The organism is Halomonas sp. Cn5-12 (genome assembly GCF_021532545.1).
Taxonomy (GTDB): domain Bacteria; phylum Pseudomonadota; class Gammaproteobacteria; order Pseudomonadales; family Halomonadaceae; genus Vreelandella; species Vreelandella aquamarina.
In genome coordinates this window covers 83826-108052 of sequence record NZ_JAKGAY010000009.1, presented here as the reverse complement: position 1 = coordinate 108052, position 24227 = coordinate 83826, and the positions used below count along the sequence as shown (strand labels likewise).

Annotated in this window: 21 protein-coding genes and 5 tRNA genes; 10 read left to right on the top strand and 16 right to left on the bottom strand. The window is 57.7% G+C overall.

The features are described 5' to 3' along the window. Positions 1 to 8: 8 nt before the first annotated feature. From lnt to miaB, 5 genes are all read right to left on the bottom strand, one after another. A complete protein-coding gene (lnt, locus tag L1249_RS07585; RefSeq protein ID WP_058577563.1) occupies positions 9 to 1466 on the bottom strand; it encodes an apolipoprotein N-acyltransferase in 1458 nt (485 codons plus the stop codon). Positions 1467 to 1514: 48 nt separating this feature from the next. Continuing rightward, complete coding sequence (locus L1249_RS07580) at positions 1515 to 2399, bottom strand: HlyC/CorC family transporter (RefSeq protein WP_058577564.1); 885 nt, start codon at positions 2397 to 2399, stop codon at positions 1515 to 1517. A gap of 167 nt (positions 2400 to 2566) precedes the next feature. Then, the gene (gene ybeY / locus L1249_RS07575; protein ID WP_058577565.1) at positions 2567 to 3028 is read right to left on the bottom strand and encodes an rRNA maturation RNase YbeY; all 462 of its coding nucleotides are present in this window, start codon (positions 3026 to 3028) and stop codon (positions 2567 to 2569) included. Between the two features lie 2 nt (positions 3029 to 3030). Then, positions 3031 to 4116: a PhoH family protein gene (locus L1249_RS07570; protein WP_044628234.1), complete on the bottom strand. Its 1086-nt coding sequence runs from the start codon at positions 4114 to 4116 to the stop codon at positions 3031 to 3033. Between the two features lie 86 nt (positions 4117 to 4202). After that, the gene (gene miaB / locus L1249_RS07565; RefSeq protein ID WP_044628233.1) at positions 4203 to 5546 is read right to left on the bottom strand and encodes a tRNA (N6-isopentenyl adenosine(37)-C2)-methylthiotransferase MiaB; all 1344 of its coding nucleotides are present in this window, start codon (positions 5544 to 5546) and stop codon (positions 4203 to 4205) included. 189 nt (positions 5547 to 5735) lie between these two features. Between miaB and L1249_RS07560 the strand changes: the two genes are divergently transcribed. The 4 genes from L1249_RS07560 (at position 5736) to L1249_RS07545 (ending at position 6605) form a co-directional block, all read left to right on the top strand. Then, positions 5736 to 5811, top strand: a tRNA-Asn gene (locus tag L1249_RS07560). A gap of 88 nt (positions 5812 to 5899) precedes the next feature. Next, positions 5900 to 5975: transfer RNA gene (locus L1249_RS07555), tRNA-Asn, on the top strand. Between the two features lie 31 nt (positions 5976 to 6006). Beyond that, a tRNA-Asn gene (locus L1249_RS07550) sits at positions 6007 to 6082 on the top strand. Positions 6083 to 6224: 142 nt separating this feature from the next. Continuing rightward, the gene (locus L1249_RS07545; protein WP_172416019.1) at positions 6225 to 6605 is read left to right on the top strand and encodes a metalloregulator ArsR/SmtB family transcription factor; all 381 of its coding nucleotides are present in this window, start codon (positions 6225 to 6227) and stop codon (positions 6603 to 6605) included. 76 nt (positions 6606 to 6681) lie between these two features. Here L1249_RS07545 and L1249_RS07540 read toward each other — a convergent pair whose 3' ends face one another. Next, on the bottom strand, positions 6682 to 8787 hold the full coding sequence (locus L1249_RS07540) for a carboxy terminal-processing peptidase (RefSeq protein ID WP_058577611.1): 2106 nt from the start codon (positions 8785 to 8787) through the stop codon (positions 6682 to 6684). Between the two features lie 138 nt (positions 8788 to 8925). Here L1249_RS07540 and L1249_RS07535 point away from each other — a divergent pair, with 138 nt between their 5' ends. Next, positions 8926 to 10230: a M18 family aminopeptidase gene (locus L1249_RS07535; protein WP_172416020.1), complete on the top strand. Its 1305-nt coding sequence runs from the start codon at positions 8926 to 8928 to the stop codon at positions 10228 to 10230. A gap of 81 nt (positions 10231 to 10311) precedes the next feature. On the opposite strand, the gene L1249_RS07530 is transcribed toward L1249_RS07535, so the two are convergent. The 9 genes from L1249_RS07530 to L1249_RS07490 form a co-directional block, all read right to left on the bottom strand. Continuing rightward, positions 10312 to 10388, bottom strand: a tRNA-Met gene (locus L1249_RS07530). Positions 10389 to 10452: 64 nt separating this feature from the next. Then, positions 10453 to 11544 carry a redox-regulated ATPase YchF gene (gene ychF / locus L1249_RS07525; RefSeq protein WP_058577613.1) on the bottom strand — a complete coding sequence of 364 codons (1092 nt, stop codon included), beginning with the start codon at positions 11542 to 11544 and terminating at the stop codon, positions 10453 to 10455. Positions 11545 to 11648: 104 nt separating this feature from the next. Further along, positions 11649 to 12230, bottom strand: coding sequence for an aminoacyl-tRNA hydrolase (gene pth, locus L1249_RS07520; RefSeq protein WP_054644979.1), 582 nt, complete (start codon positions 12228 to 12230; stop codon positions 11649 to 11651). 190 nt (positions 12231 to 12420) lie between these two features. Beyond that, complete coding sequence (locus L1249_RS07515) at positions 12421 to 13056, bottom strand: 50S ribosomal protein L25/general stress protein Ctc (RefSeq protein WP_044628228.1); 636 nt, start codon at positions 13054 to 13056, stop codon at positions 12421 to 12423. Positions 13057 to 13152: 96 nt separating this feature from the next. After that, entirely contained in the window at positions 13153 to 14094 is a 942-nt protein-coding gene (locus L1249_RS07510) for a ribose-phosphate pyrophosphokinase (RefSeq protein ID WP_172416021.1), read from the bottom strand. Positions 14095 to 14153: 59 nt separating this feature from the next. Then, positions 14154 to 14228 (bottom strand) — tRNA-Gln (locus L1249_RS07505). Between the two features lie 30 nt (positions 14229 to 14258). Then, positions 14259 to 15119 carry a 4-(cytidine 5'-diphospho)-2-C-methyl-D-erythritol kinase gene (gene ispE, locus L1249_RS07500; protein WP_228168686.1) on the bottom strand — a complete coding sequence of 287 codons (861 nt, stop codon included), beginning with the start codon at positions 15117 to 15119 and terminating at the stop codon, positions 14259 to 14261. 69 nt (positions 15120 to 15188) lie between these two features. Beyond that, positions 15189 to 15845, bottom strand: a complete 657-nt coding sequence (lolB, locus tag L1249_RS07495; protein ID WP_228168687.1) for a lipoprotein insertase outer membrane protein LolB — start codon at positions 15843 to 15845, stop codon at positions 15189 to 15191. Between the two features lie 63 nt (positions 15846 to 15908). Next, positions 15909 to 17702 carry a tetratricopeptide repeat protein gene (locus tag L1249_RS07490; protein WP_228168688.1) on the bottom strand — a complete coding sequence of 598 codons (1794 nt, stop codon included), beginning with the start codon at positions 17700 to 17702 and terminating at the stop codon, positions 15909 to 15911. 228 nt (positions 17703 to 17930) lie between these two features. Between L1249_RS07490 and hemA the strand changes: the two genes are divergently transcribed. The 5 genes from hemA to L1249_RS07465 are packed head-to-tail and all read left to right on the top strand — an operon-like array spanning position 17931 to position 22480. Beyond that, the gene (hemA, locus tag L1249_RS07485; RefSeq protein WP_228168689.1) at positions 17931 to 19241 is read left to right on the top strand and encodes a glutamyl-tRNA reductase; all 1311 of its coding nucleotides are present in this window, start codon (positions 17931 to 17933) and stop codon (positions 19239 to 19241) included. Further along, on the top strand, positions 19238 to 20326 hold the full coding sequence (prfA, locus tag L1249_RS07480; RefSeq protein WP_058577618.1) for a peptide chain release factor 1: 1089 nt from the start codon (positions 19238 to 19240) through the stop codon (positions 20324 to 20326). Before hemA ends, prfA begins: the two co-directional genes overlap by 4 nt. Next, a complete protein-coding gene (prmC, locus tag L1249_RS07475; protein WP_228168690.1) occupies positions 20326 to 21189 on the top strand; it encodes a peptide chain release factor N(5)-glutamine methyltransferase in 864 nt (287 codons plus the stop codon). The genes prfA and prmC overlap by 1 nt, the downstream gene beginning before the upstream one ends. Before the next feature lie 30 nt (positions 21190 to 21219). Continuing rightward, a complete protein-coding gene (locus tag L1249_RS07470) occupies positions 21220 to 21720 on the top strand; it encodes an Lrp/AsnC ligand binding domain-containing protein (RefSeq protein WP_044628221.1) in 501 nt (166 codons plus the stop codon). Positions 21721 to 21724: 4 nt separating this feature from the next. Then, positions 21725 to 22480, top strand: coding sequence for a HesA/MoeB/ThiF family protein (locus L1249_RS07465; protein WP_228168691.1), 756 nt, complete (start codon positions 21725 to 21727; stop codon positions 22478 to 22480). A 104-nt stretch (positions 22481 to 22584) separates the two neighbouring features. Here the strand turns inward: L1249_RS07465 and ahpF are convergent, their stop codons facing one another. Continuing rightward, positions 22585 to 24141 (bottom strand): alkyl hydroperoxide reductase subunit F, encoded by a 1557-nt coding sequence (gene ahpF / locus L1249_RS07460; protein ID WP_062359154.1) that lies wholly within the window; start codon positions 24139 to 24141, stop codon positions 22585 to 22587. Between the last annotated feature and the right edge of the window lie 86 nt (positions 24142 to 24227).

The window sequence follows — 24227 nt, the reverse complement described above, 5'->3', positions numbered from 1 at the left end:
TGTTGACATCAACGCCGACGCACAAACCCCGGCAGCAGGAACAGCCCGGCGAGTAGCCAGATGGGCAGGCTGCCCATGCGGGTAAACGGGGTGAGCCCTTCCATGGCGTAGAACTCGCCCGTGAGGTAGGTGGTTTCAAACTGTGGGGCGCGGTCTACCAGCTCGCCACGGGGGGTAATAATGGCGGTGATGCCGTTGCTGGTAGCGCGAACTACATAGCGGCCATTTTCCAGCGCACGCAGGCGGGCCATTTGCAGGTGCTGGTGCGGGCCAATGGAGGCACCAAACCAAGTGTCGTTGGAAACCGTCACGATCACGCCGCTATCGGCGGCCCGCTGTGCGACGAGCTGTGGGTAGATGATTTCGTAGCAAATGGCGTTACCGATCGCCACTCCTGCTGCTTGCATCGGCACCTGCTCCGATGCGCCTTTGCTAAAGCTGGACATCGGCAGGTCAAAGAAGTCGATGGTCCCGCGCAGCAGGCTCTCTAGCGGCAGGTACTCCCCAAACGGCACCAGGTGCTCTTTCTGGTAGCTGCCTTCCACGTCGCCTACGCCAATCACGCTGTTAAAGTAGCGGTTATTCTCATCTAGCTGAACGATGCCGGTCAACAGGGCGGCTTCTGGCGGCAGGTTGGCCTGCACGCGCTCAAGCACTGGCCGTGCTTGGCTATCAGTCATGGGTAGCGCGGTTTCAGGCCATAAGATCAGATCCGCTTCATCCGCCACTTCGCGGGTTAAGTCGCTGTAAATATTCGCAGCGGTGCGCTGGCCTTCAGGCGTCCATTTTAACAGCTGGGGCAGGTTGCCCTGCAGCAGCGCGACGCGAGTGGGTTCTCTTACCGGCGTTGTCCACTGGCTTGGCAGTACGAAAGGAGCTAGCCAGATAGCGGCCAGCGGTAGCGCTGCCCACCACTGGCGGCGCAGCAGTTCCGCCCCTAACGTGCCGGTAAGCACCACCAGCAGCGAGAGTAAGTACACACCTCCAACGGGTGCCCAACTGGCCAGCGGAGAATCCACGTAGCTGGACCCCACCAACAGCCAGGGAAAGCCGGTGAACAAGTAAGTGCGCAGCACCTCGCCCAGCACCCACGCACCAGCAAAGGTGAGCAGCGCCCAGCGGGGGCCGATGAAGCGGCGGTAGAGCCAGAACGTGCCCGCAAAGAAGAGCGCCAGCACGCTCACAAACAGCGCGGTTAAAAAGACCGCGAGCGGCACACCGGTGTAGCCGTAGTCGTGAATCGATACGTAAACCCATGAGGTGCCGCTAGCAAACAGCGCCACGCCATACAGCCAGCCTTTTAACGCGGCTTGGCCAGGGCTTAAGGTATGCAGCCCGACATACAGCAGGCCAATGGCCACAGGGCCAAGCCACCAAAGCTCAAACGGGGAAGCGGTAAGCGTGGTAAAGCCGCCAGCCACTAAGGCGGCTAGCAGCTGAAACGTCAACGTGGGTGTGAACCCCATAACGATATCCTATCAACAGTGTGAGGTAGGCAAGGTGAGGGCGACAGGCTAGTCGTCTTGGCTTTCGTCTTCCGTAGGTTCGCTATCGCGATAGGCCTCAAGTAGACGTATCCGGCGGTTATCGGCGTTCAGAATCACAAACCGCCAGCCGCCTAAGCTGGTGTGCTCGCCTCGGCCTGGCAGATGACCAAACTGCTGCATCACAAGGCCGCCCACCGTATCGAATTCGTCATCAGAGAATTCGGTGCCAAAGCGCTCGTTGAAATCTTCAATCGGGGTGAGGGCGCGAATCGCGAAGTGGCCGTTCTCCAGCGTGCGGATATCGTCCTCTTCATCAGTATCGTGCTCATCTTCGATATCCCCGACAATCTGCTCAAGAATATCTTCAATGGTGATGATGCCCGCTGTGCCGCCATACTCATCCACCACGATCGCCATATGGTTATGGGTTTCGCGGAACTCTTTGAGCAGCGTGTTCAAACGCTTTGACTCAGGAATAAACATGGCAGGGCGCAGCACGTCTTCCAGCTTGAACGCATCGCGGCTCTCTTGCGATTGCGACAGTAGCGGCAGCAGGTCTTTGACCAGCAGGATGCCTTTTACGTCGTCCAGGTTTTCGCCCACCACCGGGTAGCGTGAATGGCCGGTCTCTTGGATCAACGGTAGGTAGTCATCCCACGTTTGGTCGAGGGTAATCGCCGATACCTGAGAGCGTGGGATCAAGATTTCACGCACTTGCTGATCGCTGATCTCAAGCGCGCCCTCAATAATCATGATGGCGTCTTGATCCAGCTTCAGTTTCCCTGCGGTGTGGCGTAAAAACGTCATCAGCTCGTCTCGCGAGCTGGGTTCGTCATTGTCTCCGGAAAGGGCGCTAAAGAGTTTCTCGAGCCATGATTTTTGATTAGGGTTGCTCGATCGGTCTTCGCTCATTGCGTCAAATCTCTCTCAGTTACGGACAGAATGTTACGGAAAAGGTAGTTCGGAAAATATTGTACGGAGAAGCGGTCACGAATGGGTGACCACGCTTCAAGTGACCGTTTTATCACTGAGTGACAGCAGACACCACCCTAAACGTACGTTTGGCTCAAGGTAGCAGCTTACACGTGATAAGGATCAGGAATATTAAGGGTGGCCAGCAGCTCGCGTTCTAGCTGCTCCATCTCTTCGGCTTCCTGCTCTTCGATATGGTCGTACCCCATCAGGTGCAGGGTGCCGTGTACGACCATGTGGGCATAGTGGTGGGCCAGCGGCTTCTGCTGCTCTTCGGCTTCACGTGCGACTACGGCATGGCAAATAATCAGGTCGCCCAGCAGCGGCAGGGTAATGCCGGGTGGGTTTTCAAACGGGAAAGAGAGCACGTTGGTGGGCTTATCTTTTTCCCGGTAGTCGCGGTTAAGCGCCTGGCTCTCTTCTTCATCCACAAAACGAATGGTGAGCTCTAGGCGGTCATCATTCGGGTGGCGAGAAAAGACACAGCCCACCCAATGGGTGAGCTGTTCAAGCGAGGGTAGCAGTGGCTCATCAATCGCCGCTTGCCGGTCGATTATGATGTCGCTCATCGTTAGGCTTCTCCCGAACGTTCGCTATTGCGCTCTAACGCCTGCATACGCGCTTCACGCTCTTGCTGGCGTGCTTCACGGCGGGCGCGCTCTTGCACTTCCTGCTCGGATTCAAACTCGTCGTAGGCTTCGATGATGCGCTGAACCAGCGGGTGGCGCACCACATCTTTCGCGGCAAAGTGGGTCACGCCGATTCCTGGCGTATCTTTGAGCACGTCGAGCACTTGCGAGAGGCCTGAACGCTGCCCGCGCGGTAAGTCGACCTGGGTAATATCCCCGGTAATCACGGCGGTGGAACCAAAACCAATCCGCGTCAGGAACATTTTCATCTGCTCCGGCGTGGTGTTCTGGCTCTCATCCAGAATGATGTAGGAGTTGTTCAGCGTACGGCCACGCATATAGGCCAGCGGAGCAATCTCGATCACCTGACGCTCGATCAGCTTCGCCACCTGCTCAAAACCGATCATTTCATACAGAGCGTCGTACAGCGGGCGCAGGTAGGGGTCGATTTTTTGAGCAAGGTCGCCCGGCAAGAAGCCGAGTTTCTCACCGGCTTCTACCGCTGGGCGCACCAGCAGAATGCGGCGCACTTCTTGCTGATTGAGCGCTTCTACCGCAGCGGCCACGGCCAGGTAGGTTTTACCGGTACCCGCTGGCCCAATGCCGAAGTTGATATCGTGCTCGCGAATGCTCTGCACGTAGCGTTGCTGATTCAGCCCGCGTGGCTTAATCATAGTGCGCGGCGTGCGCATGATGACTTCATCGCTACCGCCTTCGCCATCGTCTTCCTCTTCCAGGGCTTCAAGCCCGGATTCTTGGAGGAACAGATGCACGGTATCCGCCGATAGCTCGTCGGCGGCGGTTTCACGGTAAAGGTGTTCCAGCACGTTAGCCGCCGCTTTAATACGGTTAGCGGCACCGGCCAGCTGAAATACGTTGCCACGGTTGCGTAACGTCACATCCAGGCGGCTCTCAATCAGCTTTAGATGCTCGTCCTGTTGGCCGCAGAGGCTAGCGAGACGCTGCGGGTCATTGGGTTCAAGGCTTAGGGTGATAATGCGATTGGCCTGAGGTGATGGCTGGCTCAAGAGTAAGAAACCCGTCAGTTGATGTGTGTGAGACTCAGCTTACTGCCCCGGCGGTGCCGGGGCAATTACCTACGATAAGCAAGCGATCAATAACGCTCGGCAGAGGCGAGTTCAGCGCGCAGCGAATTGGGCAGCGCTTCGGTGATCTCTACATCGACAAAGTAGCCGATTAACTCGGTAGGATTGGCAGCGCGGAAGTTCACCACGCGGTTGTTCTCGGTACGCCCAGAAAGCTGGCCGGGGTCTTTCGGAGAAAACCCGGTCACCAGAATGCGCTGAGTAGTGCCCACCATACGGCGGCTAATCTGAGCGGCCTGCTGAAGGATGCGCTCTTGCAGAATAGCCAAGCGCTGCTTCTTCACGCTTTCAGGGGTGTCGTCTGGCAAGCCGGAAGCAGGGGTGCCGGGGCGCGCCGAGTAAACAAAGCTGAACGAGTGATCGAAACCGATACGGTGGATCAGGTTCATCGTGGCTTCGAAATCCTCTTCTGTTTCACCGGGGAAGCCGACAATAAAGTCAGAGGAGAAACTGATATCCGGGCGGTTAGCGCGGATACGTTCCATCTTCTCGATGTACTCTTCCGCCGTGTGGCCGCGCTTCATGGCGCTCAGAATACGGTCAGAGCCAGACTGTACCGGCAGGTGCAGGTGGCTTACCAGCTCAGGAATATCCGCATAGGCGTCTACCAAGCTATCCGTAAACTCCACCGGGTGAGAGGTGGTGAAGCGAATACGGTCGATGCCATCCACCGCTGCGATGCAGGCGATTAGCTCGGCAAGGTCAATCTCGTCGCCGTCTTCGTTGTCGCCTCGGTAGGCGTTCACGTTCTGGCCCAGCAGGTTGATTTCACGCACGCCCTGGTCGGCTAAGTGCATGACTTCATCCATCACCGCTTCAAACGGGCGGGAGACTTCTTCACCGCGAGTGTAGGGCACCACGCAGAAGGTGCAGTACTTAGAGCAGCCTTCCATGATCGACACAAACGCTGTGGCACCATCAGATTTGGGTTGCGGCAGGTGGTCGAACTTCTCGATTTCCGGGAAAGTGACGTCCACCGCCGCAATTTGATTATTGGCACGGGCGTCGAGCATCTTTGGCACCCGGTGCAGGGTTTGCGGGCCAAAAATCATATCTACGAAAGGAGCGCGTTTACGCAGCGCTTCACCTTCTTGGCTGGCCACGCAGCCGCCCACGCCAATCACAAGGTCCGGATTGGCGTCTTTGAGCTTTTTCCAGCGGCCTAACTGGTGGTAGACCTTATCCTGAGCTTTTTCACGAATCGAGCAGGTGTTCAGCAGAATCACATCTGCTTCCTTCTCGTTATCGGTTAGCTCCAGCTGGTGAGATTCGCCGAGTAGGTCCGCCATACGCGAGGAGTCGTACTCGTTCATTTGGCAGCCGTGCGTTTTGATGAAGAGCTTCTTCGCCATCGGTACCTGTCATCTATGGGTCGTCGGGGGAGACGAGGGATGAATGAAATAACGGTTGGGCAGCGATTGGTGCGGCCGTTGAATGCCTGCATTATACGGATACACGAAACCAGGGGCTAGGCATTCCCCCGTAATCGAGACTTGACCCGCGCGTTTCTATCAGTATACTACGCACCGTGTTTGAGCAGTTCCTCGATAGCTCAGTTGGTAGAGCAAATGACTGTTAATCATTGGGTCGCAGGTTCGAGTCCTGCTCGAGGAGCCAAAACACTTGTTAGTACAATTGCTTAGATTGCTTTAAGTAAGTGTTAATAAGTGATAGGCTCTGGTTCAAACGCAACAGCAAATGATGTTCCTCGATAGCTCAGTTGGTAGAGCAAATGACTGTTAATCATTGGGTCGCAGGTTCGAGTCCTGCTCGAGGAGCCAAGCTGCTGTTCTGCTAAAGATTTTCTGTTGTTCCCCGATAGCTCAGTTGGTAGAGCAAATGACTGTTAATCATTGGGTCGCAGGTTCGAGTCCTGCTCGGGGAGCCATTGGCGTATCACCTTTCCTATCTGAATGATTTTATCGCCCGTTGCCACCTGGCATCTTGGGTGTTTTTACGTGTGTATTTGTTAGCTGTCCGTGCCTTCTTAACGCCTGCCTATCGTATGGCGTACACTATGTTTCCAATTCATGGCGTGGGAAGGTGTCGTGGGAGAAGCGGCTAGCCTGCAGGCGCTGCAGGTCTTTAAGTGTTTGAGTGATGAAACGCGGCTGATGCTGGTGCTGCTGATTGCTAAAGAGCAGTCGCTGTGCGTGTGTGAGATGACCTATGCGCTGGAGGAGTCTCAGCCCAAGGTGTCGCGCCATTTGGCGCAGCTGCGCCAGTGCGGCCTGCTGATGGACCAGCGGGAAGGGCAGTGGGTCTATTACCGTTTAGCGCCGCAGCTACCTGCCTGGGCGCAGTCGATTATTGAATCCGCTGCGCAGGGGAGTGCCGTGCAGCTTAACGCGCTGACGCAGCGTTTGGCGCGTATGGGGGATCGCCCAGCGCGCCGTGCCGCGCTCTGCTAGCGGTTATGATTTAGTCAGCACACACAAAAACGCCAGCCCGAGGGCTGGCGTCTTCGTATTTAGGCTAGGTTAGGCCTTAACGCTTGGCCATGCGCTGCTGGTTTTGCAGGTGTACATAGTCAAGCAGCACTTCGGCGGCCTCGAGTACGTGCGCACGGTCGACCGGCACTTCTTCTTCGTTGCCTTCCGTTTCGCCTTCGCTTTCTACTTCAGCGTCTTCTGTCGGGGTGGTGCCGTCGCTACGCGCATCCATCCACTCTTCCAGTTCAGGCAGCCCCAGGGCGCGGCGGCGCTGGTTTTCCAGTGAGAGCTGTTCGGCTTCTTGGGCTTCTAGCTCGCGTTGGCGCTGCTCCCGGTTCAGGCTGACGCTGGTGTGCTGTTCACGTAGCTGGCGAGCCAGCGTGGATTGGCGCTCCAGGTAGCGGAAGTTGGGGTTCTCTTTGGCGCGCTCTTCATGGCGAGTAATCAGCGTCGGCAGTACACGTTCCGGCTCTCCGTAGCGGCGGTACTGAACGTTTTGCACGGTGTCCCAGGCCAGCGCGTTGTCCAGGCTGCTCTCACCAATCCGTTCCGGGTCAATCAGGCTGGGGAAGGTGATGTCCGGCTCTACGCCGCGGTTCTGGGTGCTGTCGCCAGAGATACGGTAGAACTTGGCGCGGGTGAGCTTGATCTGGCCGTGGCTAAGCTCGTTGAGGGTTTGAACGGTGCCTTTGCCAAAGGTAGACGCGCCCACCACAATGCCGCGGCCGTAATCCTGAATGGCACCGGCGAAGATTTCAGACGCCGAGGCCGAAAGGCGGTTCACCAGCACGGTGAGCGGGCCGTCGTACACGGTGCCTGCTTCGGTGTCGCCGTACAGCTGAATGCGGCCCTGGGCGTCGCGTACTTGCACGGTGGGGCCACGGTCAATAAACAGGCCGATTAGCGAGTTGGCTTCTTGCAGCGCGCCGCCGCCGTTATTGCGCAGGTCCAGCACGATGCCTTCAACACCCTCTTTTTTGAGGTTGTCGATTTCACGGGCCACGTCGCGGGTAGTGCTGCGGTACTCTTCTTCACCGGCCTGCCAGGCGTCGAAGTCCACGTAGAAAGTGGGCACATTGATGACGCCGATGCGGTGTGGCTCGCCGTCACGCATCACTTCGATCACTTCGCTGTGGGCGGCTTGATCTTCCAGGCTGACGGTGTCACGGGTGATTTCCACGATTTGCGAGCGGGTCATATCCACCGCCTGGGCCGGCACCACGTCCAGGCGGACCACGGAGCCTTTCGGGCCGCGAATCAGGTCGACGACGTTATCCAGGCGCATGCCCACCACGTTGACCATCTCTCCCTCTTCCTGGCCTACCGCAATGATGCGGTCAGCGGGTTCGAGCACTCCAGCGCGATCCGCGGGGCCGCCGGGTACGAGGCTAGAGACCTTGACGTACTCGCCGTCGGATTGCAGTAGCGCGCCTATGCCCTCCAGCGAGAGGCTCATTTGAATGTCAAAAGATTCGCCTTGGCGAGGAGAGAGGTAGCCGGTATGCGGGTCGATGGTGCCGGAGACAGCCGCCATCAGCAGCCCAAAGACATCTTCCGATTCCGTTTGGCGTAACCGCGAAAGCTGGCCTTCATAACGTTGGCGCAGGTTGTCTTCGATCTGCTCTGCGTCTTGGTCGGTGAGGGCGAGGGTCAGGGCGTCGTTTTTCAGCCGTTTGCGCCATAGCTCATCCAGCTCGCTTTCGCGGCTGGCCCAGGGGGCGTCTTCGCGGTTGACTTCCAAGCGTTCGTTGCTATCGAACTCCAACGATAAACCGTCGTCCAATTTGGCAAGCAGCCATTCCAAGCGGTTGGTGTGCCGCTCGCTGAGACGGTTGTAAAGCGCAAACGCATCGTCTAGGTCGCCGTCGAACAGCGCGTCGGCCATGTCGTCTTCGAGGTGGCGATAGGGTTCGATGTCACGGTTCAGTAAGTAGCTGCGCTGACCATCAAGAATGTCCAGATAGCGCTGGAAAGCTTCCTGTGACCACTGTTCGTCGAAATCAATATCGGCATAATGGCCATAGCGGAGGGCTTCCGCAATTTCCACCGCCGCTTGGCGTTGTTCGTCGGTCGGCGCAAGTTGCGCCAGCGCTGCCGGGCTGGTGATCACCAGCATTACGGCAAGGGCGACCGAGCGCGAAAGCGTTGCAAACAAGCTCATCAGTCAAGCTCTCCCGGATTTGTGTACACTCATTCTTCCCTAGACCCGCAGTCAGCCTATGAGTTGCGTAGGCCGAGGGAGCATTGTAGCAGGTCATTTCCCCTGTGAGACTCAATCATTACTGTTATGAGGAATTCCATGTCCGAGGCTTTCAACGCGGAACGTTTAACGCGGCTGTGCGATTTTCTGCAGCAGTCGCCCACGCCATGGCATGCGACTCAACGCATGGTCGAGCGTTTGGAGCAGGCGGGCTTTGCGCGCCTGGAAGAGACCGCGAACTGGCAATTGTCGCCAGGAAAGCGTTACTACGTGACGCGCAACGACTCGTCGGTGATCGCGTTTCAGCTGCCCGCTGGCAAGGTGACCAGCCTGCGCATGCTGGGTGCTCACACCGATAGTCCAGGGCTGCGCTTGAAGCCCAACGCCACCCAATATTCAGCAGGTTGGCTGCAGTTGGGCGTGCAGGTTTACGGCGGCGTGCTGTTGGCCCCCTGGTTTGACCGAGATTTGGGCTTGGCGGGCCGCGTTCACGTGCGCCATGCCGATGGTCGCTTGGAGAGCGTGCTGCTCAACGTGGCGCGTCCGATTGCGATGATTCCGAGCTTGGCGATCCATATGGACCGCGATGTAAATGCGGGGCGCTCGATCAATCCGCAAACACAGATGGCGCCGGTGCTGATGCAGAGCGATACCGCCAAGCTGCACGAACTGCTGGGGCAGTGGCTGGAAGAGCAGCATGGCCTACGCGCGGTCGAGGTGGTGGATTTCGAGTTGGGTTTTTACGACGTTCAGCCGCCATCACTGGTCGGGCTGCGCAAGGAGCTGCTGGCCAGCGCGCGGCTGGATAACCTACTGTCGTGCTTCGTGGGCCTGGAAGCGCTGCTGGAAAGCGATGGTAGCCAGGGCGCGCTGCTGGTGGCAAACGACCATGAAGAGGTAGGTAGTGCCAGCGCCTGTGGTGCCCAAGGGCCGTTTTTAGGCGACGTGCTGAAACGCTTGAATGCCCAGGTGGGCGGTGGCAGCGAGGAGTCGTTGATCCAGCTGATTCAATCGTCGCTGATGATTTCCTGCGATAACGCCCACGCGCTGCATCCAAACTTCCGCGACAAACACGATGAACGCCACGGTCCGGCCATTAACGGCGGCCCGGTGATCAAGGTGAACGCCAGCCAGCGCTACGCCACCAATAGCGTCACCGGCGCGCTGTTCCGGGACGTGTGTCGCGAAGCAGATGTGCCCGTACAGTCGTTCGTCACACGGGCGGATATGGGCTGTGGCAGCACCATAGGGCCGATTACCGCCACGGAAGTGGGCGTGCCGACCATCGACGTCGGGTTGCCCCAGTGGGCGATGCACTCGATTCGTGAAACGTCCGGTACGCGAGATGTGGATTACCTGACGCGGGCGCTGACGGTGTTCCTGAACCGCCCGACGCTCTCCTGAGCTAACCAAGAAAAGTCTAGAAACGAAAAAGCCCGCTGACTGAGTCAGCGGGCTTCTGCTATTGCTAGCGGTATTCGGTGTTGGTGGCTACGCCCTGATTTGAACAGGGGACCCCATCATTATGAGTGATGTGCTCTAACCAGCTGAGCTACGTAGCCGTTCAACGGGTGCAAATATTACCCAGGGGTACGCCGCCCGTCAAGCATTTGTTTCTTTTCTCGCTTATACATTGAAGCGGAAGTGGATCACGTCGCCATCTTTGACGATGTAGTCTTTACCTTCCAAGCGCCATTTGCCGTTATCTTTGGCACCTTGCTCGCCGCCCAGCGTGATGTAGTCGTCATAGGCGATGACTTCAGCGCGGATAAAGCCTTTTTGGAAATCGGTGTGAATCACACCGGCGGCCTCGGGTGCGCTAGCGCCCTGTTTCACGGTCCAGGCGCGCACCTCTTTCACACCGGCGGTGAAGTAGGTTTGCAGGCCAAGCAGGGCGTAGCCCGCGCGAATTACGCGGTCTAAGCCCGGCTCTTCCATGCCCATTTCGGAGAGGAACATGCTGCGCTCTTCATCTTCGAGTTCGGCAATTTCGGCTTCTAACTGGTTGCACACCGGTACGACGACTGCACCTTCTTCGGCGGCGATCTCTTTGACGATATCCAGGTAGGGGTTGTTCTCAAAGCCATCTTCATTGACGTTAGCAATGTACATAGTGGGCTTGAGGGTCAAAAAGCCAAAGCTTTTTACCTGACGTTTTTCGTCGTCATCCAGGCCAAAGCTGCGCAGCGGCTGGCCTTCGGCAAGATGCGGCAGGATTTTGTCCAGCACGGCTTTGGTGGCAATGGCGTCTTTATCACCGCCTTTCACTGAGCGCAGTAGGCGCTGGCTGGCTTTCTCGACGGTGTCTAGGTCGGCCAAGGCGAGCTCAAGATTGATGGTCTCGATGTCGGCGCGGGGATCTACTTGGTTGGCGACGTGGATCACGTTGTCGTTATCGAAGCAGCGCACCACGTGGGCAATGGCTTGGGTTTCACGAATGTTGGCCAGGAACTTATTACCCAGGCCTTCACCTTTGGAGGCACCCGCCACGAGGCCTGCGATATCCACAAACTCCATGGTGGTGGGCAGCACTTTCTCAGGCTTTACGATGGCCGCTAGCGCATCCAGGCGTGGGTCTGGCATCGGGACGATGCCAACGTTGGGTTCGATGGTGCAGAACGGGAAGTTCTCTGCATCAATCCCTGACTTCGTCAACGCATTGAACAGCGTGGATTTGCCTACGTTGGGTAGGCCGACAATACCGCAGTTAAAGCCCATAAGTAACTTCCTGGCCGCTAGGGCGGCGCTACCAATAAAGCGCCTGCCAAGTGTGAAAAAAGCGCGTGCGTAACGCGTAGAGAATGTGTGCTGAAAACGTGCTGCTATTTTACGCTATGTAGGCGGTTCATGGCTTTAGCCCAGTCGCCGGAAAGCGCAAGCGGAAGCGTGGCTAGGCACTCATCCAATGAGCGCTCAATGGCTTCTTGTTCGGCTTTGCCAGGGCGGCCTAGTACATAGTTCACTACTTGGCGCGCCTCGCCGGGATGGCCGATGCCAATCCGCAGCCGATGAAACTGATTTTGGTTGCCAAGGGCGCTGATAATATCCCTCAGCCCGTTGTGGCCGCCGTGCCCGCCGCCGGTTTTATAGCGTGACTGCCCAGGGGGGAGGTCAAGCTCATCGTGAGCGACCAGTAGGTTGTCTGGGGTAAGCTTAAAAAACTGGGTTAGCGCTGCCACAGCCGCACCGCTGCGGTTCATAAAGGTGGTGGGGTTGAGCAGGTGCAGCTCATGGTCACCCACGCGGGCTTTGGCGTATAACCCTAAAAACTTTTTCTCAGGACGCAGTTCGGTGTGGGCGCTGCGTGCAATGGCGTCCACTAGCCAAAAGCCCGCATTATGGCGGGTGGCGTCGTATTCTGCGCCTGGGTTGCCCAGTCCTATAATGGCCGTTACCTGGCTCATTTTCCCACCTCCAACGGTTCTGGAAGATATGTCGTTGACTCACTGGCAGCTGCTTTGCAGATAAGCAGGGTAGCGCCACGCTGCAAAAAAAAATCAAGCGCCGAAGCGCTTGATTTTAACATCCTTGGGCCATGCGGGCATGGCCCAGGCGGCACTGGTCAGCATACGCTGGCAGCACCTTTAGCAAGGCTTACTCGGCGCTGGCTTCTGCGTCGCCTTCGCCTTCTTCTTCGTCACCGCCACGTACTTTCACTTTGGTGATGCTCAGAATGGCGTTGTCGTGCTCTTCACCGTGGGACAGGTCAACAGAAGTGACGCCAGCCGGCAGGGTCAGGTCAGACAGGTGCAGGGTAGTACCCAGCTCAACGTTGCTGATGTCCACTTCCAGGAAGTCCGGAAGGTCTTTCGGCAAGCAGCTGATGGCGACTTCGTTAGCCAGGACGTGCAGTTCGCCGCCTTGGTCTTTGATACCTACACACTTCTCTTCGTTCACCACGTGCAGCGGCACGTTCATGGTGATTTCGTGAGTAGCATCAACACGCAGGAAGTCAGCGTGGGTCAGCAGTGGCTTGAACGGGTGACGCTGCAGGTCACGAACAACCACTTGCTCTTCTTTACCGTCGATCACCAGTTTGATGACAGAGGAGAAGAAGGCCTCGTCTTCAATCGCTTTGTAGAAAGCAGTTTTTTCTACAGAGATAGACTGAGCACCTTTCTCACCGCCGTATACAACGGCCGGTACTTGTTGGTTCGCACGACGCAGGCGGCGGCTCGCACCTTTCCCCAGGTCGTTACGAACGCTGGCTTGCAGGATAAAATCAGACATGGAATTTGCCTCTTGGTTTAAGTAAGGAAACGCCGCCGTCCGCGACCAGACGACGACGTTTCCAGGGCCCCAGTTGGGGGCTTATAACGTCAGGCGTTAGTGGAACATCGCGCTGACGGATTCTTCGTTGCTGACGCGGCGAATCGCTTCCGCAATCAAGCCAGCAACGCTCAACTGGCGAATCTTTCCGCTACGACGCGCATGGTCGGCGAGCGGAATGGTGTCGGTCACGACAACCTCGTCCAGTACAGAGTTGGTGATGTTGTCGACCGCAGGGCCGGACAAAATCGGATGCGTAGCATACGCGACGACGCGCGCAGCGCCGTGGTCTTTCAGCGCTTCACCGGCTTTACACAGTGTGCCAGCGGTATCAATCATGTCATCGACGACCACACAAGTGCGGCCTTCGATTTCACCGATAATGTGCATCACCTGGGCTTGGTTGGCCTGGGGGCGACGCTTGTCAATGATAGCCAAATCAGCATTCAGCTGTTTGGCGATGGCACGGGCACGCACAACGCCGCCAACATCGGGGGAAACAACCACGAGATCGTCGTAGTTTTGACGCTCGATGTCGTCCAGCAGGATCGGTGAGCCGTACACGTTATCAACCGGTACGTCGAAGAAACCTTGAATTTGGTCGGCGTGCAGGTCCATGGTCATTACGCGATCAACGCCTGCTTTCACCATCATATCCGCCACAACTTTTGCTGAGATGGGAACGCGGGCGGAGCGTACACGACGGTCCTGGCGGGCATAACCAAAGTAGGGAACCACTGCCGTAATACGGGCAGCCGAGGCGCGACGCAGAGCGTCGACCATCAGGATCAGTTCCATCAGGTTGTCGTTCGTCGGGGCACAGGTGGATTGCAGGATGAAGACATCCTTACCACGCACGTTCTCATTGATCTCGACCGCGATTTCGCCGTCGCTAAATTGACCCACCGTGGCGTTACCCATACGGCTGTCTAAGCTCTCGGCAATCTTTTGAGCGAGTTCGGGATTGGCGTTCCCGGTGAAAACCATCAATTTTGACACGCGCAGCCACCTTTGCAGTGTTGGGGATCAGGGGAGAAAACGCAGATCAACATTAGAATTGGCTGGGGTACCAGGATTCGAACCTGGGAATGCCGATACCAAAAACCGGTGCCTTACCACTTGGCGATACCCCAGCAATAACCTAATGCGATGACCGGGCGCTTTCAGCAGCCCAGAGCATCTTGTAGGGGAGAGGTGTTAAGTCCGCGCGCGACCCATGCTTGCCAGCGCTGATTAGCCAGTTCAGCCACCGTTTGCGCAGCCTCTTGTGACTCAAAAGCTGCAAACAAACAGGCGCCAGTGCCCGTCAGCCGACTAGGTGCGTGCTGCGCGAGCCAGTCAAGTGCTTCCGCGATACGCGGGTAGCGTTTTTTGACGGTAGCTTCGCAGTCATTACGCCACTCGGCCACTCCCCCCTGCAGTGCGCGCGCCATAGTAATGGGGAGGCTGTCGCGTGTCAATTCCGGGTCTTGGAAGATTGCGGGGGTTGAGACGCTAATGCCTGGGTGGATGACCACAAACCACGGGGTGTCGAGGGTCGCGGGCGTTAATTTCTCGCCCACGCCTTCGGCCCAGGCGCTTTTGCCTAAAACGAAGACGGGTACATCGGCACCTAGCGCTAAGCCCAGCTCTGCTAGGGTGGCATCGCTGAGCCCAAGCTGCCAGAGCTGATTGAGTCCTTTAAGTACGGTGGCCGCGTTGGAGCTGCCGCCACCCAGGCCGCCGCCCATGGGCAGGTGCTTCTCAATTGATATAGAAGTACCAAGGTGGGTGCCGCTGGCCTGCTGCAACCGCTTTGCTGCACGCACAATAAGGTTGTCATCGTGCGCTACACCATCCATCGATGTGGTCAGTTCGATAACGCCGTCTTGGCGCAGGTTGAAGCTTAGATAATCGTAGAGGTCGATAATCTGAAACAGCGTCTGCAGTTCGTGGTAGCCGTCTTGACGGCGGCCCACAATATGCAGCATGCGGTTTAACTTGGCCGGGGCGGGTAGAGTGAGTGTGCGGGGTGTTGCGGGCATGCCGGTTCTCTATTGGCTAAACGTATGTAAACGTATGAAAGAAGGCCGGCGCTTGCCAGCCCGAGCGCTCTATTCGGAGGCCTGCCACTGATTAACTACCAGGGTAATGCGTACATCGCCGTAGTTCATGACCAGACGGCGCGGTAGCCACATACCTTCAGCCTGCTCCCAGTCACGGTAGTCAATTTCCCAGCCATCTTGTTGGAGGTGGCTCGGGAAGCCGAGTTCGTCAGTTTCGAGCTGGTAGCTGGCGTGGTCGCCGGGCAGGCCGCGCACCCAGTCAGGCATGGCGCGCACTGGCAACGACCAGCCAAGCTGCTCTTCCATTAAGGCTTCCGGGGTTTCTGCTTCAAAACGGCCTTCACTGGTGGTCAGTGAGAAGCGACCCTCGCGGCCTTCCAGTACGCTGCGACCTCCGCCAAAGGGGCCGCTAATCAGCATGCGGAAGTAGTAGGGGGTTTGGTTCCAATCCAGGTTGGCGCTGGTGTCCTCTTCTGGAGTGCGTAGGCCCGCTTTGCCGACCAGGATCCAGCTCTCGAACGCTTCCACATCTGCCTGTTGGCGCTCCCACTGGCCGGCTTGGCGGCCGCCTTCATCCATCGGCGCTTGGCTGGCACACCCGGCAAGGGTAGCCACCGCCAGGGCGGCCACCCATAGGCGGGCAGAACGATAGAGTGATGCGGAAGAGGTGCTCACTGGCGCGCTGTTCAAAAAAGAAGTCAACATAACTGGCTCCATGTCAGTGCTGTCTATTAAGGGTAAAAACTAGCAACGGTAAAGAAGTAAGCCTTAGGGCGCGCTGGGTGGCGTAAGTTCAGGGTAACGCTCAAGTAAATCATCAATGTGAGGATGGTAAGTGGTTCGTTGCAGAATGCGTGCAATCAGCAGGCGCGCTTCGTCACTGCGTCCTAGTGAATGAAGCACCTCGGCTAAGTGCGCGGCAATTTCTTGGTCGGGCATCTGCGCGTAGGCGCTTTCTAGCCATGCCAGCGCATCGTTGGGTTTGCCGAGGCGGAAATACACCCAGCCCATGCTGTCTAATACCGCCGGGTTATCTGGGTCCGCTTCGTAGGCACGCTCAATAAGCTCACGAGCTTCTTCTAGTCTTCCGGGTAAGTTAAGGTCAGCGAGCGTGTAACCTAGGGCATTTAGCGCGTCAGCATTGTTGGGCTCGGTGCGTAAGATTTGCCGTAAGTCCCGCTCCATGCCTGTTAAGTCGCCCATCTCCCAGGCGCGCATGGCGCGAAGGTACAGCAGGCTAGTGTCATCTGGGGTGCGGGTAATTTCCCGATCCAGCAGGGCGGTGGCATCTTCTTGAAGCGACAACTCGTCCAGCAGTTGCACTTCTAACCTTACTAGGTCACCGAAATAGGCGTCGTGGCGCATGCGCTCAATGCGTAGAAAAGCGCGGGCGTCGAGTAAACGATCATCCTCAATGAGCATGCGAGCCGCCGCCGACCTGGCGGCTAAAAATTCATCACCTTCATACACTTGGCGGTAGTAGAGGAGGGCGTTGTCGACCTCTCCCTGGGATTGGGCAATAGCACCTAATAAGAAGTAGGCAATGTTGGGTATGTTCTCTTGACTAATGAGCGGCTGCAGCAGCCGGTAGGCAGGCTCGCTGTGCCCTTCTTCTAAATAGAGCTGCGCCAAGGCAATGCGTAAATCCTGGTTGCCACCGTGGCTCTCTAATAGAGCATTGGTTTGCACTTCGGCGGCGGTAATGTTGTTGAGGCGTATTTCTGCTTGGGCCAGCATTAAGATAAAGCGCACGTCGTCAGGCGCTAGGCTAAGGCCTTGCTGGGCTGCCTGCTGTGCGCCGCGGTGGTCGCCAGTTTCCAGAGCAAGGCGTGCTTTAGCTAGCCACAGGGCGGCTGACTCTGGCTCTTGCTGTTCTACTTCATCTAAATAGCGCTGGGCGGTTTGCGTTTCTCCCAGGGCAGCTTCGATCAGGGCGGTACCCAGCAGCACATCGCTGTGAAACTCGCGCTGGGAAACCTCCGGCTGTGAAAGATAGCTGCGTAGCTGCTGTGCTAACAGGTTAAGCGGTGCCTCTTCGGCGACGGCGATTTCAGCGAAGGGGGCAATTTCACCATTGCCGCCTGATTCAGCAATGGCTAGCCGCTGCTCTAGGCTATCCAGCCAGTCGCCCCGTTGGAGTGATAGTGAGGCAAGCAGGCGGTTGGGTGTTTCTGCCCGAGGGTCTAATTCACGCCAGCGCAGCGCGGCGGCTTCCATTAGTGCGGCATCATTACCAAAGCGTGCGGCGAACGTGGCCCGTTCGGCCAGCCCTGGTGACGTGTAGCGCTGGGCGGCCTCAAGATATCCCTGGCCCGCATAGCGGTAATCGCCGCGTTGTCCGGCCAGCTCTGCGGTTAGCAGGGTACGTAACCCAGCGGCATCCAGCCCGCTGGTAATAGGCGGTGCCTTCACCATTGGGTCTTCAACATGAGCGTTGGTTTCACCGTCAAAAAGAGAGGGTGACAGCTGGCAGCCGCTCAGTATCAGCGTGGCGGCCAAGGGCAAAAGTGGAAAACCCGAAAACGAACGGGGAATACCCAGTAGTGTTGCGCGATGGGGCATGCGTATCTCGATCAAGTGGCCGAGTGTTCAGCATAGCGGCTTGGCTGCCTGCGGCAAAGTGGTGTGCGCCAGAAGATGCTCGGCTGTGATAGAATGTTCCACCTTGAAAAAGAGCCGAGCCAGCGCAATTCACTTGATGAGCTGCTCTCTTAGACTTGTATCAACAAGCCAAGAAACCATGACCGACAGTGACGTGACGACCGATCCACTAGCGAAGACGCATAACCCATGACGCTTCTTGCCCTGGGAATCAATCATCGTACTGCCACCGTGGCTGTGCGTGAGCAGGTGGCCTTTACGCCGACGCAGCTGGAAAGCGCGTTGGCTGAACTGCGTAGCCTGCCACACATTAGCGAAGCGGCGGTGCTTTCGACGTGTAATCGCACGGAACTCTACTGTGTGACGGATACCGCCGGTGAGCAGACTGTGCTGGACTGGCTGGGTCGTTTTCATAATTTACGCGTTGAAGAGCTCTCCCGCTGCGCCTACCACTACCACGACAACGACGCTGCTCGTCATTTGATGCGCGTGGCTGTGGGGCTGGACTCCATGGTGTTGGGTGAGCCGCAAATACTGGGCCAGTTAAAAGATGCTTATCAGCAAGCGCGTCAGGCCAAGGGCCTGGGTGGCGAGCTGGAGCGTCTTTTTCAGCACACCTTCGCCGTGGCCAAGCAGGTACGCACCGAAACCGGCATCGGTAAAAACCCGGTGTCCGTCGCCTATGCTGCCGTCAGCATGGCCAGCCGCATTTTCGATGATTTCAGCCGCGCCAACGCGTTACTGATTGGGGCCGGTGAGACCATCGAACTAGTGGCCCGCCATCTGCATGAAGCTGGGGTACGTCAGCTCACCGTGGCGAACCGTACCCGGGAGCGCGCCGAGCAGGTTTCATCGTCGCTGGGCGGTACGGCGATTACGCTGCCTGAGATTCCTGATGCCTTAGAGCATGCCGATATCGTTATCTCCTCTACCGCATCGCCGCTGCCTATATTGGGCAAAGGGATGGTCGAACGGGCGCTGAAGAAGCGTCGCCATCGTCCCGTGTTTATGGTCGATATCGCCGTACCGCGGGACATCGAGCCAGAAGTGGGTGAGCTGGCGGATGTGTTCCTGTATACCGTCGATGACCTGGAAGAGGTGATCGAAGAGAATCGTCGCCACCGCCAAGTGGCAGCCGACCAGGCCGAGTCGCTCATTGAGCACGGCGTGGGTAGCTGGCAGCATGAGCGGCGTATTCGTAATGGCGGTGAGGTAATTCGCGACTATCGCCGCCACGGTGAGGCGTTGCGCGACCAGGCGCGGGATCAGGCGCTTGAGCGTTTGGCAAAAGGCGAAGACCCGGTAAAAGTGGTTGAGCGCCTAGCGCATCAGCTAGCCAGCCGCCTAATGCATCAGCCAACGCTCACCATTCGCGAAGCGGCCTCTCAGGAAAACCACGATTTGCTTAGCGCCGCGCCGCGCCTGCTGCTACCGCCGAAGCCCGCCTTTGAGCAGCCTGCGCCCCCGGCAAAACGCCAGAAGGATGATACGCCCGCATGAAAGAGACTTTGCGTCAACGTTTAGACAGCTTCTCCGACCGGTTTGAAGAGCTGGCCATGCTGCTGTCCGATCCTGAGGTGATCAACAATCAGCAGCGCTTTCGCGACTACTCTCGCGAGTACTCGGAGCTGGAAGAACTGGTCGCCGCCTGGAAGCGCTACCTTGAGGTGGAAAACAGCATTGCCGAAGCCGAGCAGCTAAGCCGCGACAGTGACCCGGAGATGCGCGAGTTGGCGGAGATGGAAATCCTCGATGGTCGCGAGCAGTTGGAGACTCTCGACGTTGAGCTCAAGCGCCTGTTGATTCCGAAAGACCCGGACGACGGTCGCGGTGTCTTTTTGGAAGTGCGCGCGGGCACGGGTGGTGATGAAGCGGCCATCTTTGCGGGTGATCTCTTCCGCATGTACTCCCGCTATGCGGAAAAGCGCGGCTGGCGCGTAGAAATTGTTAGCGCTAGCCACGGCGAGCAGGGCGGTTATAAAGAAGTCATTTCCCGCGTGAAGGGCGACGGCGTCTATGCCCGCCTCAAGTTCGAGTCTGGCGCTCATCGGGTACAGCGCGTACCGGCGACCGAATCCCAGGGCCGAATCCACACCTCCGCTTGTACCGTTGCGGTGATGCCTGAAGTGGATGAAGTGGGGGATATTGATATTAACCCTGCGGATTTGCGGGTTGATACCTACCGTTCAAGCGGTGCCGGTGGTCAGCACGTTAACACCACAGATTCCGCGATCCGTATTACCCACCTGCCTACCGGCGTGGTGGTGGAGTGTCAGGAAGAGCGTAGCCAGCATAAGAACCGCGCCAAAGCGATGTCGCTGCTTGCCGCCAAGCTCAAGCGTAACGCGGTGGATTCCCAGCGCCAGGAGCAGGCCGATGCCCGCCGCTCGCTGGTAGGGTCTGGTGACCGCAGTGAGCGTATCCGCACTTACAACTTCCCTCAGGGGCGCATTACCGATCACCGCATTAACCTGACGCTGTATAAGCTGACCGAAGTAGTGAGCGGTGAGCAGTTGGACGACGTGATCGAGCCGCTGATTCATGAGTACCAAGCGGAACAGCTTTCGGCGCTGCAGGACGCTTAATGACGTTCGACGCTTTGCTGAAGAGCGCCGCCCAGCGGCTGCAGCTGGCAGGTTCGCCGTCGCCTCGCGTAGATGCCGAGGTGCTGATGGAGTTCGCTACTGGCCGCAGCCGCACATGGCTCTATACCTGGGGCGATAGCGAATGCCCGACTTGGGAGCATGCCCGCTTTGACGCGCTAATTGCCGCCCGCGCCCAGGGCCAGCCGGTGGCCTATTTAACCGGAGAGCGTGAGTTTTGGGGGCTGCCGCTGGCTACCTCGTCTACCACGCTGATTCCCCGTCCCGATACCGAAACGCTAGTAGAGGCCGCGCTAGCGCGAGCAGGCACGCCAACAGGAAGGCTGCTTGACCTGGGTACGGGCACCGGGGCCATCGCGCTGGCCTTTGCCAGTGAAAAGCCGGATTGGCAGGTGGTCGGGGTGGATGTTCGCCCAGAGGCGGTGGCGCTGGCGGTTGACAATGCCCGTACACTTAATATCACTAACGCTACGTTCCTGGTCAGCGATTGGTTCAGCGCTTTCACGCTTTCTTCTCCTAGTGCGTCTTCACCTGGTTCAACATTTGAGATCATTGTCAGTAATCCGCCCTATATTGCCGCCGATGACCCGCATTTGGGCCAAGGCGATGTGCGCTTTGAGCCACGCTCGGCGCTGGTGGCCGAGGCCGACGGTATGGCGGATCTGCTGCACTTGATTACCACCGCGCAGGCGTTTCTCTCGCCCGGCGGCTGGCTGGCGCTGGAGCACGGCTATCAGCAGGCTCCCAGTGTGCGCCAAGCGCTAAAGCTGGCGGGCTATCAAAGCGTTGAAAGCGTGCAAGACATGGGCGGCCATGAACGGGTTACCCTGGGGCACCTCGAATAACTGCCTGATTCATCAGTATTGGATCCTGCCATGAAACCAAAAAATAGAACGCTGGACCGTATCGATCTGAAAATTTTGCGTTGCCTGCAAGAGAACGCGCGCATTTCCTATGTAGACCTTGCCTCTGAAGTTGGTTTATCCACAACCCCTTGCCTAGAGCGAGTGAAGCGCTTGGAGCGCGCGGGCATTATCCGCGGCTATCAAGCCATTCTCGACCCCAGAGCATTAAAAGCTAACTTACTGGTATTTGTTGAGATCAGCCTGGAGACCCAGTCGCCTGCGGTATTCGATGAGTTTCGGCGTGCGGTGGAAAAGCTGCCGCAAATTCAGGAGTGCCACCTGGTGTCCGGGCAGTTCGACTACATCCTGAAATGCCGCATCCCGGAAATGGCCGCTTATCGCCAACTATTGGGGGATGTGGTCTTAACCCTGCCAGGGGTGAAAGAGTCGAAAAGCTACGTAGTGATGGAGGAGGTGAAGGAGAGCTTCAGCCTGCACATCCCCGACTTTGAGGAATTTGAGGATAAGTAACGCGATGATGAACGATCAGGCGCTGCTGCGCTATAGCCGCCAAATCATGCTGCCTGAGGTGGACATTGAAGGGCAGGAGCGCTTGCACGCTGCCCATGCGCTGATTATCGGTGCCGGCGGGCTTGGCTCGCCGGTGGCGCTCTATTTGGCGGCGGCGGGTGTAGGCACCATCACTATCGCTGATGCCGACCATGTGGAGCTTTCCAACCTGCAGCGCCAAATTGCCCATCAGCAGGCCAGCCTGGGGGTGAACAAAGCGCGCTCCGCGAAGGAGAGCATGCAGGCGCTTAACCCAGAGTGCCACGTTGTGGCCCTTGAGCAGCATGTAGAAGGCGAAGCGCTCACCGCCCTGGTGGCCTCGGCTGATGTGGTGTTGGACTGCACCGACCGTTTTTCCAGCCGCTATGCCATCAATGCCGCCTCCCAACAGGCAGGCGTACCGCTGATTTCCGGCGCGGCGATTCGTTTTTCGGGCCAGTTGGCGGTGTTTGACCCGCGTGATGACGCGTGCCCCTGCTACGCCTGTTTATACCCGCCAGGGGATAGTGAGGATGAGGCACTGAGCTGTGCAGAGAGCGGTGTCATGGCCCCGCTAGTGGGGCTAATTGGCTGCTTCCAGGCGGTAGAGGCATTTAAGCTGCTAAGCGGTGCAGGGAGTGCGCATCAGGGGTTATCTACGTTTGATGGCTTAAGCGGCCAGTGGCGCCATTTTCAAGTGCCTAGAGATCCGGCTTGCCCGGTGTGTAGCGCCCGCGCATAAAAAAAAGCCCGCAGGGAGGCGGGCGCGACGTCACGGTCTTCACGTCAAAGGGAACGAACTCAGTAGGGCGGCGCTGCCGCCCTATCAGCCAGTCATCTAGCAGATTAGTTACGAATCAGATAATCGAAGGCACCCAGTGACGCTTTGGCACCTTCACCCATCGCAATAATGATCTGCTTGTAGGGCACGGTGGTAACATCGCCAGCGGCGAACACACCGGGCACCGAGGTCATACCGTGGGCATCGACGATGATCTCGCCACGGGGTGACATTTCAATTGGCGAGCCTTTCAGCCACTCGGTGTTAGGCACCAGGCCAATCTGTACAAAGATGCCTTCCAACGCGATGCTCTTCACTTCATCGGTGTTGCGGTCTTTGTAAGTCAGGCCGTTAACGCGGCTGCCGTCGCCTGTCACTTCGGTGGTTTGGGCATTTAGCACGATGTCGACGTTAGGCAGGCTCTTCAGCTTCTTCTGCAGTACCGCGTCGGCGCGCATTTCACCCATAAACTCAACCAGCGTTACGTGGCCGACGATGCCAGCCAAGTCGATAGCGGCTTCAACGCCGGAGTTACCGCCACCAATCACCGCGACACGCTTGCCTTTGAACAGCGGGCCGTCGCAGTGGGGGCAGTAGGCAACACCTTTGTTGCGGTACTCTTGCTCGCCGGGCACGTTCATTTCACGCCAGCGGGCACCGGTGGCCAGTACCAGAGTTTTGCTCTTCAGCTTCGCGCCAGACTCAAACGTGACCTCATGCAGGCCGCCTTCGGCTTCTGCTGCTTTGAACGACGTAGCACGTTGCAGATTCATCACGTCGACTTCGTACTCTTTAACGTGCTCTTCAAGTGCGCTGACCAGCTTGGGGCCTTCGGTGTGGGTAACAGAGATAAAGTTCTCAATACCCATGGTGTCGGATACCTGGCCACCAAAGCGCTCGGCGGCAACACCGGTGTTAATGCCTTTACGTGCGGAGTAGATGGCTGCCGCTGCACCTGCTGGGCCGCCGCCAATCACCAGCGTATCGAAGGCAGCTTTTTCACTCAGCTTCTTGGCTTCACGCTCGGCAGCGCCAGTGTCCACTTTGGCCAGAATCTGCTCAAGGGTCATGCGGCCCTGGTCAAACGGCTTGCCGTTTAAGTAGATGCTGGGCACGGACATGATTTCGCGCGATTCGACTTCATCCTGGAACAGCGCACCGTCGATAGCGACATGACGCACGTTCGGGTTGAAGATCGCCATCAGGTTCAGCGCCTGAACTACATCCGGGCAGTTCTGGCAGGAGAGCGAGTAGTAGGTCTCAAACAGCATCTCGCCGTCGAGATCCTTGATTTGATCTAACAGCTCTTGAGAGGTCTTTGGTGGGTGACCACCGACTTGCAGCAGTGCCAGTACCAGCGAGGTGAACTCGTGGCCCATGGGGATGCCTGCAAACACCACGCCGGTCTCTTCGCCGGGGCGGTTAATCGCAAACGACGGGGTACGGCTATCTTGCCCGTCGGTATGCAGGGTGATTTTATCGGTGAGGCTGCTGATATCTTCCAACAGGCCCAGTAATTCGCGTGACTTGGCACCGTCATCGAGGGACGCAACGATCTCGAACGGTTGAGTCACTTTTTCCAGGTAAGCTTTCAACTGATTTTTTAAATTGGCGTCCAGCATGACAGTGGCTTCCTCGCAGTCAGCAGTAAGTTGTTCTCAACCTAAAACGCCCGCTGCCGGATCAGTAGGGCAGTCGGTAAAAGCGC